The organism is Pseudomonas sp. JS425, from assembly GCF_018223845.1.
Taxonomy (GTDB): domain Bacteria; phylum Pseudomonadota; class Gammaproteobacteria; order Pseudomonadales; family Pseudomonadaceae; genus Aquipseudomonas; species Aquipseudomonas asiatica.
The window spans coordinates 3,541,675-3,554,472 of the sequence record NZ_CP073661.1 but is presented as its reverse complement, the minus strand read 5'-3'; the positions used below and the strand labels follow the sequence as shown (position 1 = coordinate 3,554,472).

Here is a 12,798-nt window from a genome sequence, read left to right as displayed (position 1 = left end):
CGCCGGAAAAACACCAGTCTGGCTTAACATGACCACCCGCGCCTGCCTGTTGGACAGGCAGGCAACGGTATCCCTGTCAAAGCGGGAGGTTGAACAGGTCATAGGGTGGGTGCGTCAACCATTGCTGGCGCAGGGCCGGGTCTGCGTCGATCAGGGCCAGGCGCCGCCAGAACTCTGCACGGGCTTGCCGTGGGCGGGACACGAACGGTTCAAGTTCAAGCAAGGGCCTGAGGTCGCGCCGATACTGCAGCGGCAATCGCTGCCACAGGGCCAGTTCGGCCGGGCCGGTCTGTTCGAAGAATTCCAGGTAGTCGCCTTCGCACACCAGCAGGTCCACCTGGTGCATCGCGTTGTAGGCCTCGATCTGCGCAAGCACTGGTGAACCCAGCCATTCGCTTTCCAGGCGCAGGGCGTTTGCGACTGGCCGTGGTACGTTGAAACCGTCAGGCAGCCGCAGCAGCTGGTTGTCGCCAATGTCCAGGATGATGGGCTCGATCATCTGGTCCAGGCCTTGCGGCAATTCGCTGAGCGCACAGTCGTTCAGGAACAGTGTCCTCAGGTACCCCAGCCCGCGCAGGTCCGGGGCCTCTAGCAGCGGGTTGCCCGAAAGGTCCAGTACGTTGAGCCCGGAGCAGCGGTTCAGTGCCTGCTGGGCCTGGGTACTCCAGGTGATGCGGTTGCCTTCCAGGTCCAGCCAGGCGAGCTGCTCAGGGCGGCCCAGGTGGGGCACGGTGTCGAACCGACAGTCGGTCAGCAGCAGGCGATTGAGGTTGGGGAAGCGTTCGTGGAATTCGGCCGGCAACTGGCTGAGCGAAGGGTTGTAGCTGAGCGACAGGTGCTGCACATGGGTGAAGTCGTCCGGCAAGGCCAGGCTGGCCAGGGCCTGGTTGTCCAGGTCCAGGCCGGAAAGGTCCAGGCTGTGCAGGCGGCCACCCCCTTCAAGCGCTATTGTCGACAGCCGTCGCCAGGCGTTGAGGATGGGGCGGATGGCCAGGTGTCGCTGGTGAGGGCGCTGGGGATCGGGCCGCGCCCATTCATGCAGGTCGCGGCGCAAAGTTTCCAGACGCTGCTGCAGGTCATGCAGGCGCTGTGTGGGTGAGCGAATGTCATCGACGTACAGGTTGTCCTCGTCGTTGCCTAGCCAGTTTTCGAATTCCCAGTCGGTGGCGTCAGGGAACAAGCGGCGATAAGCCCCGGCCAGGGAGCTTGCCAGGCGCGGCTGAGGCGGTTCGGGGTCAAGCGGCCGACCGCCGCGCAAGCTGCCCATGGGCTTGCGCAACAGCGCGCGGTGCCCCCAGAGCCGTTGGGCGAGTGCATCCCTGTGCTGGTCGACCCAACCCAGTACGCGCTGGCGTAGCGAGCTGCCATCGGCCGTCGTGATGCCCAGCGTATCGCGATGCGGGCGCGGCAGTGCCTGCTCGATGGCGCGGCAGAGGTCTGGATCAAGCGGTGCAGGTGCAGGGCGCTCGCCCCGGTCGACCTCATAGCCTTCGACCGATTTGATCACGCGGCGCAGGGTGCCGGCCTGTTCGCGGCCGACATGCTCCAGCAAAGGGCCTATGGGGCTTGCACCGTGCAGCTCCAGGCGCAGGTCCGCGGGCCAGTCGGGCATGGCATCCAGGGCGCTGAACAGCAAGCGTTCGCTGTCGCTGCTGGCCCGGGCTGGCTGAAGCACACCTTCCAGTGCACGTACCAGCGGCAGCTCGCTGTGCACCTGCTCCAGCAACTGGCGAACCTGTGTGGGCAACTGACTGTGCTCTTGCCAGGCGAACGTTTCGGCCTCGCTCAGCGGCGCCAGCAAGCGTCTGGCCAAGGCAGGGGACAGCCGCGCATAGGCGTCGAGCAGCTTCTGCGTTGCCGGGGTGGCGGGCGCGCTGCCATTGTAGAGCCGCTCGAACAGGCCTGGCGGGGCTTTGTCGGCCAACGCCTCTACCTCGGCCTGTGCCGTCATGCGTTGCAGGGTATCGAGCAACAGCGGGGGCGTTGGTTGGCCTTCCAGGTGCACCCGGCGCAAGCGCGCGGCGTCGATGCCGCAGAGGCGCCCTGCCTTGGCCAGCTGTTCTGGTGTGAACGCGGCATACGCCTCGCCAAGACGGCGCGCCAGCTTCGCGAATGGCCACTGGCCGGGCTGTTCATGCTGGCCGCGCCAGGCACCTTGGGCATTGTGCGCTAGCGGTGGCTGCCAGGCATCGGGCGTGTCGGGGTGAATGGCCCGCCATTGCTGCAAGTTGTGGTCAAAGCGTTGTTCGAAGAGCTGGCCGTCCATGCGGATGAAATACCGGCCCTGGTACAGGTACTGGCCAAGTGCATTGGGCTGTAGGCTGTGCGGTAGTGTCACGGCACTGCGGTAGGGGGTGAGGTCTTCATTCCAGAGCCGGTAGCGCCCGTCGCTGCCGCGTACCTGCTGCAGGCTTTCCATCAACGGGCTGTTGAACAGCTTGGGTACCACCTTGCCCGCCGCCACGAAGCCGCCGATCAGGGCCAGGTTCAGGCCAACCGCCTCCAGGTGGCGCAGCGCCAGGTGACGGTCGCCTTCATGCCAGGCCTGGTAGCCTTCGAAGGCCTCGCCGAGCAGTTGGCAGGCCGTGACGGCCAGCATCAGGGTGCCTGCACCTGGAATGAAGAACGCGGCAATATTCAGTGCATCCAGGCCAAGGTTTTCCCACTCATCCAGGCGCCTGGCCCGCGCGTTGGCATCGGCCATCGCGGTGGGGACCGCCAGCAGGCTGGCTTCGTGCTTGAGGCGGGCCAGGTGCAGGTCCTGGTAATGGCCGAAAGGCTCGGCTGTGATAGCCACGCGTGTGGGACGCAGGTCCGCTTGCGCTGCGCGCTGCCAAGGGCGGTCATAGGCAGTATTGCCTGTGACGTCGAGGTTCTGCTGCAACAGGTCGAGAAAGTGCGTGCGCTGGTCCTGCCTGATGTAGGCCGTGAAGGCTTGGCGGGCATCGGGCTCCAGCAGCAAGGTCGCCAGCGTGTCGTGTACCGCGTCCAGGTTGCTGCATTGGCGCAGGGCCGGGTCATGGCCGGGCAGATACAGCGCCAGCCCCGCACCGCCGGCATCGATCAGCATGACCTCGTGCAGGGGCGTGCCGAACAGCGCCAGTTGCCAGCACTGTACGGTGCCACCCCGCAACAGCCGTTCGATCTGGTCAAGGGTGCTGCCATCAAGCAGGTGCCGCATATAGGCAAGGTCGGCCGCCAGGCGCAGGCGGTCTTTCTGCACCCTGATGGCCAAGCCCCGTGTGGCGGGTTGGGCGAGGTGCTGTTCCAGGTGGGCCTGGTAAGCCTTGCCCAGGTCCAGGTCACGGCACAGGGTGGCGAAAGCGGCCGGTTCGAGTGGCAGCCGTTCCACCTGATAGTGCTCCGACTGCAATGGAAAGTGTGCAACGGGTACTTGCATGCCGACAGGGACGGCGCCTTGTATCTGAATCGGCGTGACGTGAATGTTATCGCCCAGGGCAATGGCACTTTCAGCTGTGAACACCTCGTCGCTGGCGAAGTTCTGCAGCGCGGCCTGCAGCAGGTTGTCGCGTCGATGGCTTGATAGATAGCGCAGGGCGGCCCAGTGCCAGCTACGCTTGACCCGCAATAGCTGGCTATTGCGCAACTGCGCGTGAAAGCCGTGTTCGGCAAGACGCCGTTGCAGCAATGGTTCTGCGAACTCTGTGATTTGTTGCAGGCCTTTGAGTGAGTTGGCCAAGGCTGCTTGCGCCTGCATCAGGCGCGCCTGGCTGGCGCACGCTGCTTCACGCAGGTCGGGGGCAGCATTGGCGAACCAGTCCTGCCTCTTCCACGGGGCGACCTGGGTTTGCTTCAACGCGGCCCACTGATTGGGCGTTACCTGGCGAGCCCAGTGCGGCAGCTGCGCCTGAAGTAGGGGTTGATGGGGGTTGATGGCTGGCATGTCGACGCTCCTTTCAGGCAAAGGGGGCATCAAACGTCAATTCCAGACAGGCGAGTGGTAATGGGATAACGCGGCTTGGATCTATCGATGGAAATTCGCTGTCTGAATCGGTCATTCATGCAGGGAATTTGACGTCATGAAACTTTACATGGCGTGAGGAAGCTTTAAGGAAATGCAATCAAAGTGCCACTTGATAAAGTGTTTGGGCGCACCTTAAATTGTTAGTTGACATGGGGGCTTCTGGATAATTTCAGAATATCAACATGATACGTGCTTTTTACTGAGTTGCTGTCCTTTTCCGATTGACCATGCTGTGTCTCAAAGGACGTCGAAGAAGAAATGAAAGCGACCTTGACGGCAGCGGCGAGGAGACTCGTCTCGCCCTCCATACGCTACGAAATCAGACACCTGGCCAGCAAGGTGTCAGAAGTGATGGCGCGTGCCTGTTTCTGGCGCTGGGAAGTCGCCAGGTTCAGGTTGCAGCAGGAAAGCCCCTACGAAATCATCTATATAGGCCGGAAGCAGCAACGGGAAATGGCCAAGTTGCTGATTGCCGGCAAGGGTTCGGGCAATGCTGCAATTGTTGACAGCGCAAGCGCGACGGTAGCAGCCAACCACGTGGTGGTGGTCAGTGAAATGCCGACGTCGGGGGCATTGTCGGTACCGCATTACCTGAGCGCCGTGGTGCCGCTGGGGCGCTCGCTGGAGGATATAACCGCGCGCTACGACAGCGAGTTGCGGCGCAGCATCCGCAAGAACCGGCCGCTGTACCAGATGCGCCAGGCCCGCTCGGATGACGAGATCGCCATGGCCGACCGCAACCTGCTGCGCCCTTATGCCAGCGCCAGGCAAGGTATCCATGCCGCGCAGTTTCCCACTGAAGAAGTGTTCCGCATTGCCAGGGGCGTCGGTCGGCTCGACTTGATCACCTTGGGCGATGAAGTGATCGGCTGCCACCTGGGCTGTGAAGTGGTGCGTGGTGGCAAGCGTTATTGGAGCACCCTGCGTTTCGGCTATTGCGAGGCGGTGTTCACCGATGCGCGGAAGTTGCGCGAGGTAAATTCGATCACCACCTTCATGGCCCTGGAGTGGGCACTGGAGCAGGGCTTCGACTATTACGATATCGGCCTTTGCCTGGCGCGCCCGGATGACGGTTTGTTGAAGTGGAAGCGCCGCCGCGGTGGCGATATCGACTCGCTGGGTAACCATGCCTACCTGTTTGTCCGCTTGCCCAGAACCGGCACGGCGAAGTTCCTCTGGGACACTCCGATGTTCGCGGTCGAAGACGACAAGCTCACGCTGCACCTGGGGTTGCCCGAGGGCGCGAGTGACGAGGAAGTTGCCAGCCGCTACCAGGAAATGGTGTTTGGCGGCCTGCACAAGATCTACTTCTATGGGGGCAACGGTACGGGCGAAACGTTCGTGGAAAGCCTGCGTCACCGTTACGCCAACCTGCCGTCACCACCCACCATGGAAAGGGTCATGTGCAGCTGAGCGGTTGCCAGGATGCGTTGATCTGGCGCCTTGCGCCAGGCTTTTGACCTTGTGATCAAGGGAGGACGCTTCATGGGAAGCGACATCTCGAAGTTCAGTGCATCGCCTGCGGCCAGGCAGCACACCTGGACCCTGGCCGCCTACCGCTACATGGCGCGCAAACGGCTAGGCAGGAACAGCGGCATCGACCTCAAGAGCGTGGCGGACAAAAGTTGGGACATTGCCCCGGGGGAAGTCACGGTTTCGCCCCCGGCCGTTTTCCTGCCAGGCCAGCTGGAGCGAGTAACGGGGTGGGAAGGCAAGCGTTTCTATCCCTACGTGCACCCTGCGCGCACCATGGAAGGCGGCATCAGCACGCTGCAAGGGCCAACCCGGGGCTACCTGATCAAGGAGGTATGGCTGGTCGACGGGGCGTTGTACAAGGGCAAGGCCAGCCATTGGCTGTCGTTGAAGCCGGGCCCCTTTCCGAGCATCGTCGTGGAAAATGAAATCGACCGCGCGGCCATCTATTGCACGCAAAACGGCAACACGTGGTTCGGTACCTGGCTGATGGAGGATTGTCCGACCTATGCGCTGGCCTGTAACGAAGGCATACCGGTAACCACCGCGCCCTCGGCCAGATTCCCGCTGTTTGCCCAGGCCCCGGCCTATGAAGACTGGCTGGAAATGAACCCGCTGCGCCTGCGCAGTGCGTTTTTCCGTGAGCTGGTGCTGTTCGATGACCAGGCCAACAACCGCAGCCGGCATGCCCGCTACCGGGCCATGGGCGACAAGTTGTTGTCGCATGTGCCGCATGCGCCACACCCGGGGGTGTTCCTGCTGCGTGGTGGAGATGGTGACCTGCGCCTGCTGCGCAATGAGCTGGCGCTGGCGGAGCATTTGCGCGCCACCCGCGGTTTTCGCATCGTCAACCCGCTGAAGTCCGATGTGCCGAGTATCGTCGCGGCCTGCGCCGGGGCGAGGGTGGTAATCGGTGTGGAGGGTAGCCAGCTGGTGCATGGGGTCAACGTACTGCAGGCCGGTGGTTGCCTGCTGACGTTGCAGCCGCCCAATCGGTTTGTCAGCTACTACAAGTACCTGACGGACCGAGACCACCAGCATTTCGGCTTTGTAGTCGGGATACCGGACGGCGATGGTTTCACGATCGATGTCGGCGAAGTTGAGCGGACGCTAGACCTGTTTCCGCGATAGGCGTGTAGTATTCAGGCGCATGGCAGCGGCGAGCGGGGTGAGGGATGATCGAGGTATCACGGTTCTGGCGCGACCCGGCGTTGCCCTTTGTCGAGGCCCGGCGGGTAGGGGACGGGCGCCAGGTGTGCTACGCCGCGCATTCCCATGAGAGCTTTTCCATCGGAGTGATAACGGGTGGGCGCAGCTCCTATCTGTACGGTGACCAGTGCATAGAGGTGGCTGCTGGTACCACGGTGCTGATGAACCCAGGTGTGGTGCATGCCTGCAACCCCATCGACGGGGAACACTGGTCCTACCTGATGATGTTCGTCGATATGCCTTGGTTGCAGGCGCTGGGGTTCACCTTGCCGGCCCGGCCCTGGAGTAGCTCGCCGGTGTTGTACCGGAGCCTGTTGCAGGCCTTTGCCGACCTGTTCGACGCCGGCGTGCCAGACCGGGAAGGGCGCCTGGCGGCGCTGTTTGGCGCACTTCCAGGTTTGCTTGGCGGCGATGCCAGCGTCAACGACGAGGGCAACCCACGACTGGACACGGCGGCAGCGTTCATTCGCGCCCATCGTGGCGACCCGCTGAGCCTGGACGACATCTGCGCGGCGTGCGGCCTGTCGCGTTCCTACCTGATTCGCGCGTTCCGCCAACGCTTCGGCCTGACGCCGCATGGTTACCTGCTCGACCAGCGCGTGCAGCTGGCCAGGGCGCAATTGCGTCAGGGCCGGGCTATTGCCGAGGTTGCACAGGAGGCCGGGTTTGCCGACCAGGCGCACCTGCAGCGGGCCTTCAAGCAGCACCTGGCGGCGACACCGGGCCATTACCGCAATGCATTCGGCTGAATTGCCATTTTTGGCGGTGGTGGCCCTATCGCCGGCAACCCAGCTCCCACAGGTACTGCGCAGGCCTTGAGGGCAGCGATAGGGTCGGTGCAGCCAGGCTCAAATGACCAGATAGACCGCACTGCCCACGAGCAGCAGCGCCAAGCCCCGATTCAGCAGGCGCATGTGCCGTGGGTTGCCCAGATACTGGCGAACCACGCTCCCGGCCCACGCCCAGCTGGCCACTGAAATGAAGCAGATCGGCCCGTAGATCCAGGCAAACAGCCACAGCAGCTGCTGCTCACCGCCGGTATAGGCACCAACCCCGGCCACCGCTGCCAGCCATGCCTTGGGATTGAGCCATTGCATCGCCGCGCCGTGCCAGGCCGAGGGAGCCTGGGTGGGATGGGCACTGCCCAGTTGCCCATCGTCGCTGGCCAGCTTCCATGCCATGTACAGCAGGAACGCCACGCCGCCCCAGTGCAAAATCAGGCCCAGCAAAGGCCAGCGCAGCAACAATTGATGCAGGCCCAGCCCGACCAGCACCAGCAGCAGGCAGAAGCCCAGCGTGGCGCCAGCCACATGTGCCAGGCTGGCACGCAGGCCATGGCGGGCACCGCTGCCCAGCGCAACGATGTTGACCGGGCCGGGGGAGATCGAGGCCGCAAGTGCGAAAGCGGCCATGGACAGGGACAGGCTCATGAGGGGGATCCGTTTGGTTGAGGTGGGCCTTCATGCTCGGGCATTGACAGCCTGCGGTATTGAAGAAAAGTACCTCACGCACGGCCAGCGCATTTTTGTGTAGGAGCGGCCTTGTGTCGCGATCGGGCCGCAGAGCGGCCCCAGCTGTTGATGCAGCGCTCCTGAAACCTGGGGGGCGCTGTGCGGCCCGTTCGCGACACAAGGCCGCTCCTACAAGGTTGTTACAGGTTTTGTAATAGTTTTGCGCTATTACGGAAAGCTGCTGAGCTTGTAGGATCATTTTCCCAATTTGCTAACAAGGTCTATATGAGCACCTTCGCGGAGCCCCCCAGTCCCCGGTCTTCCCGGCCTTCTTTCATCCGTCCTCGTGACGCTGCCCTCGTGAGTACCCGCTAATGGAATGGCTAGCCGACCCCACGGCCTGGCTGGGCCTGTTGACGCTTATCGTCCTCGAGCTGGTGCTGGGTATCGACAACCTGGTGTTCATCGCCATCCTCGCCGACAAACTGCCGCCGCATCAGCGCGACCGCGCACGGGTCATTGGCCTGAGCCTGGCGTTGATCATGCGCCTTGGCCTGTTGGCCAGTATCTCGTGGATGGTCACCCTGACCGCGCCGTTGTTCGAGGTGTTCGAAAAGAGCTTCTCGGGCCGCGACCTGATCATGCTGTTCGGTGGCGTGTTCCTGCTGTTCAAGGCCACCATGGAGCTGCACGAACGCCTGGAAGGCCACGTGACCCAGGCCAGCGGCACGGTACGCCACGCTGCGTTCTGGCCGATCGTCGCGCAGATCGTGGTGCTTGATGCGGTGTTCTCGCTGGACGCGGTGATCACCGCGGTTGGCATGGTCGAGCAGTTGTCGGTGATGATGATCGCGGTGATCTTCTCGATCGGCATCATGATCGTTGCCAGCAAGCCGCTGACCCGCTTCGTCAACGCCCACCCCACGGTGATCATGCTGTGCCTGGGCTTCCTGATGATGATCGGCTTCAGCCTCACCGCCGAAGGCCTGGGCTTCCATATCCCCAAAGGTTACCTGTACGCGGCCATCGGCTTCTCGATCCTGATCGAGCTGTTCAACCAGCTGGCCCGTGCCCGCCGCAAGCGCAGCCTGCAGCAGCACCGGCCGCTGCGTGAGCGCACCGCGCATGCCGTGCTGCGCCTGCTGGGTGGCCGCCGGGTCGAGGCTGACGAGGTGGGCGAGGAAATTGCTGACCTGGTCGAAGGCGGTGAGGAGCAGGTGCTGTTCGACCGCCGTGAACGGGTGATGATCAGTGGCGTGCTGAACCTGGCCGAGCGGCCTATCCGCACGGTGATGACCGCCCGCGCCGAGGTCGATGTGATCGACCTGGCGCAGCCGGCCGACGCCATTGCCCAGGCCCTGGCCAATTCGCCGTACTCGCGCCTGCCGCTGATCCGCGATGGCCGCGTGGACGAGCCACTGGGCTTCTTGCACAAGAAGGAACTGCTCAAGGAGCTGCTGTCGGGCAACCAGCCCGATCTGGAAGGCATGGCCCGAGTACCGCTGAACCTGCTGGAGAGCTTCAGCATCCTCAATGCCCTGGAGCAGATGCGAGGCCAGTCGACGCACATTGCTTTCGTCGTCAACGAGTTCGGTGACTTTACCGGCCTGCTGACCATGACCGATATTCTGGAGTCGATTGCCGGCGAGTTGCCGGATGCCAGCGAGGTCGAAGGCCCGGGCATCGTTCAGGAAGGTGAAGGCTTTGTGGTCAGCGGCGCGTTGAACCTGAGCCAGGTGCAGGCACGTACCGGCTTCTGCGCCCGCGCCACCGAGGGCTACCAGACCCTCGCGGGCCTGGTAATGAGCCTGCTCGACCGCCTGCCTATGGTTGGTGACCGCCTGGCCTGGAATGGCTGGACGCTGACCGTGGAGGCGGTCGAGGAGCGGCGGGTGCGTCAGGTTCGGCTTACACCGAACGGCGACGTTGACGCAGCAGGTGCTTGAAACCCTCGATCACCAGTACCAGCACCGCGGCCCAGATCGGAAGGTAGGTCAGCCACTGATCCGGGCCGATGGTTTCGCCCAGCAACAGCGCAACGCCTACCAGCAGCACTGGCTCGACGTAGCTGAGCAGGCCGAACAGGCTGAAAGGCAGCAGGCGGCTGGCCAGCACGTAGGCGATCAGGGCCGAGGCGCTGATCGCCCCGAGGATCGGGATCAACGCATACAGCCCAGGGTGTGCCTGCAGATCGGCAGGGGAAAGCGGACCCTGGATCACGAAATACAGCGCCCATGGCAACAGCAGGCACATGTCGCACCACAGGCCGCCCAAATGGTCGGTGCGGCAGCGCCTGCGCAACACGAAATAGATCGGGTAGCCGATCGTCACCACCAGGGTTTCCCAGGCGAAACTGCCATGCTGATACAGCTCGTGGCCCACGCCCAGAGCAGCGCAGGCCACGGCCACCTTCTGCAGGCGTGACAGGCGCTCGCCATACACCAGCCGCCCGGTCAGGACCATGGCCAGCGGCAGCAGGAAATAGCCCATCGACACTTCCAGGCTGCGCCCGTGCAGGGGCGCCCAGAGGAACAGCCACAGCTGCACGCCCATCAGCCACGATGTGCCGACCATGCCCAGCAACAGCAGCGGCGTATGTTTTACCCGGGCGAGCAGTTCGCCCACCCGTTCCCAGTCTTTCGAGACAAGCATGAACAGGGTCAGGCAGGGCAGCGTCAACAGGGTGCGCCAGCCAAAGATCTCCTCGCCATCGAGCGGCGTGAGCAGAGAGGTATAGAAGTACATCACGGCGAACAGACAGGACGCCATGACCGACGAAAGAATGCCTTTTGACACGAATGCCTCGAATAGGGAATTGAGCAGGTGGATCAGCCGCGCATGATCTCAGGGGGCGCGGCTTGCGGCAACCGCGACGCAGCCGGGCGTGCGGCCAGCGCTTCGAGGAACTGGGCAACCGGCATGGGCCTGGCGAACAGGTAGCCCTGCTGGAAGTCCACCTCATGACGGGCCAGGTAGTCGCGCTGGGCTTCTGTTTCCACGCCCTCGGCAACGATGCCCAGGCCCAGCTTGGCCGATAGCTCGATGATGGTCTCGAGGATGTGCACCGACAGCGCATCGCCACCGATCATGGCGACGAAGCTCTGGTCGATCTTCAGGTAATCGACCTTGAACTGGCGCAGGTAGTTGAGGCTTGACTGGCCGGTGCCGAAGTCGTCCAGGGCGATCTTCACACCCATGGCGTCGAGCTTCTCGAACAGTTCCAGGGCCACCGGCGTGGGCTCGATCAGCTTGCGCTCGGTCAGCTCCAGGGTCAGCACCACCCGGCCTGGCGGGAAGTGCTGGAGGAAGGTTCGGCAATCGTCCAGCAGGCTGAAGTCGCGGCAGTGGTCGGCGGTGATATTGACGCCGATATGGAAACCGTCCTCCAGCAGCCCGGCAAAGGGTGCCAGGCTCTGCGCGGTGTGCATCATCAGCGCACGGGTCATGGCGACGATCTGCCCGCTGTGTTCGGCGTAGGGGATGAACAGGTCGGGGCGCACCAGGCCTTCGCGCGGGTGGTTCCAGCGCATCAGCACTTCGGCGCCGGCCCAGCGGTAGTCGCCCTTGCGCACTACCGGCTGGAAGTACGGCAGGAACTCGTCGGCCTCCAGGGCCCGGCGCAGTTCGGCACGGGGCGAGGTGGCGCGGCGAACCTGCCAGCGGCACACCAGGCCGGCCACCGCGCCCAGTATCAGCAGCAGACCGAACAGGGCGGGATAGTGGCTGCGCCACAGCTGGCCCTGCTTGTCGGCGCCGTAGCCGCCATGCACGCTGAACGGGTAACGGGTCGAGCCCAGCTGCACATTCGCGCTGGCCGCGGCAGGGGGCACGCCCTTGTGCACGATGCCATCCTTGCCCAGCCAGGCATCGCCCACGCGGATCTGCAGCTCTTCATCGGGGCCGATCAGGCGCAGCGCCGTCAGCAGGTGTTCGCCATCGACCGTACTGATCGCGCCGCGGTCGCCATCGCTGGCCCGATACACCAGCAGCGGGTGGCCCGGTGTGACCGAGTTGCCGTCCATCAGCCACAGCTTGCCGTCGATGTAGTCGCCGGGGTTGACCGGCTCGTCGAATGCGCCGAACAGCGAGGTGCAATAAAGGGCGTTGTGCCGGAACAGGTTGGTCGAGCGTACGAAGGCGTTGCGCGTGACCTGGGCGCGCAGCATGAGCTGGACCTCGTCGCACGGGCTGTCGACAAGCGGCAGCAGAGCATGGGCAGCGCTGGACAGATTGTCGAGAATGCGCTCGACGTGCTCCACCACCTGGCGGGTGGTAGCCTGGCTGCTGGCGTGCATTTCACGCTCAATCTGCCAGTTCATCACGGCCAGGCCGCATGCCACGGGCAGCACGCCGACGACCCAGGGCAACAGGTTGCGCCAGCCGAGGCCGGCGCGGCGTTTGACGGTAAGGGGCATGTTGACCTGATCTGTATAAAGGATTACGAGAGGATAGCCGCTTGTCGGAACCGGTGAGCAACTAAAGGGCGACAAACCATTTTACGCAATGTAGAATCCATTTACGAATACAACAATAAGGTCCTTCGATGCCGAAGGATCAAGCCCGCCGAGAATGGGTCCATATGACATACCATGGGTTCAAGCTGATAATAGGTGATTTCCTCGCCCGCAGCGTGCGGGGTATCCCGTGCTCCCCGCCGTTTCCGTTCCACATCCCACGCAA

Annotated in this window: 8 protein-coding genes; 4 read left to right on the top strand and 4 right to left on the bottom strand. The window is 63.5% G+C overall.

What is annotated here, in order from left to right; genetic code table 11:
* Nucleotides 1–76 precede the first annotated feature (76 nt).
* On the bottom strand, nucleotides 77–3,904 hold the full coding sequence (locus KDB76_RS16600) for a leucine-rich repeat domain-containing protein (protein ID WP_038409710.1): 3,828 nt from the start codon (nucleotides 3,902–3,904) through the stop codon (nucleotides 77–79).
* 339 nt (nucleotides 3,905–4,243) lie between these two features.
* Here KDB76_RS16600 and KDB76_RS16595 point away from each other — a divergent pair, with 339 nt between their 5' ends.
* The 3 genes from KDB76_RS16595 (at nucleotide 4,244) to KDB76_RS16585 (ending at nucleotide 7,416) form a co-directional block, all read left to right on the top strand.
* Nucleotides 4,244–5,398 carry a hypothetical protein gene (locus tag KDB76_RS16595; RefSeq protein ID WP_024087205.1) on the top strand — a complete coding sequence of 385 codons (1,155 nt, stop codon included), beginning with the start codon at nucleotides 4,244–4,246 and terminating at the stop codon, nucleotides 5,396–5,398.
* Nucleotides 5,399–5,470: 72 nt separating this feature from the next.
* Nucleotides 5,471–6,589 (top strand): glycosyltransferase family 61 protein, encoded by a 1,119-nt coding sequence (locus KDB76_RS16590; protein ID WP_024087204.1) that lies wholly within the window; start codon nucleotides 5,471–5,473, stop codon nucleotides 6,587–6,589.
* 44 nt (nucleotides 6,590–6,633) lie between these two features.
* Nucleotides 6,634–7,416, top strand: a complete 783-nt coding sequence (locus KDB76_RS16585; RefSeq protein ID WP_013972825.1) for an AraC family transcriptional regulator — start codon at nucleotides 6,634–6,636, stop codon at nucleotides 7,414–7,416.
* 99 nt (nucleotides 7,417–7,515) lie between these two features.
* On the opposite strand, the gene KDB76_RS16580 is transcribed toward KDB76_RS16585, so the two are convergent.
* A complete protein-coding gene (locus KDB76_RS16580; RefSeq protein WP_013972824.1) occupies nucleotides 7,516–8,097 on the bottom strand; it encodes a LysE family translocator in 582 nt (193 codons plus the stop codon).
* A gap of 395 nt (nucleotides 8,098–8,492) precedes the next feature.
* Here KDB76_RS16580 and KDB76_RS16575 point away from each other — a divergent pair, with 395 nt between their 5' ends.
* A complete protein-coding gene (locus tag KDB76_RS16575) occupies nucleotides 8,493–10,064 on the top strand; it encodes a TerC family protein (RefSeq protein ID WP_038409709.1) in 1,572 nt (523 codons plus the stop codon).
* On the opposite strand, the gene rarD is transcribed toward KDB76_RS16575, so the two are convergent.
* Nucleotides 10,027–10,914 carry an EamA family transporter RarD gene (gene rarD, locus KDB76_RS16570; RefSeq protein WP_038409708.1) on the bottom strand — a complete coding sequence of 296 codons (888 nt, stop codon included), beginning with the start codon at nucleotides 10,912–10,914 and terminating at the stop codon, nucleotides 10,027–10,029. The two genes, KDB76_RS16575 and rarD, sit on opposite strands and share 38 nt — an antisense overlap.
* A gap of 32 nt (nucleotides 10,915–10,946) precedes the next feature.
* The gene (locus KDB76_RS16565) at nucleotides 10,947–12,533 is read right to left on the bottom strand and encodes a cyclic diguanylate phosphodiesterase (RefSeq protein ID WP_038409707.1); all 1,587 of its coding nucleotides are present in this window, start codon (nucleotides 12,531–12,533) and stop codon (nucleotides 10,947–10,949) included.
* Nucleotides 12,534–12,798: the final 265 nt, after the last annotated feature.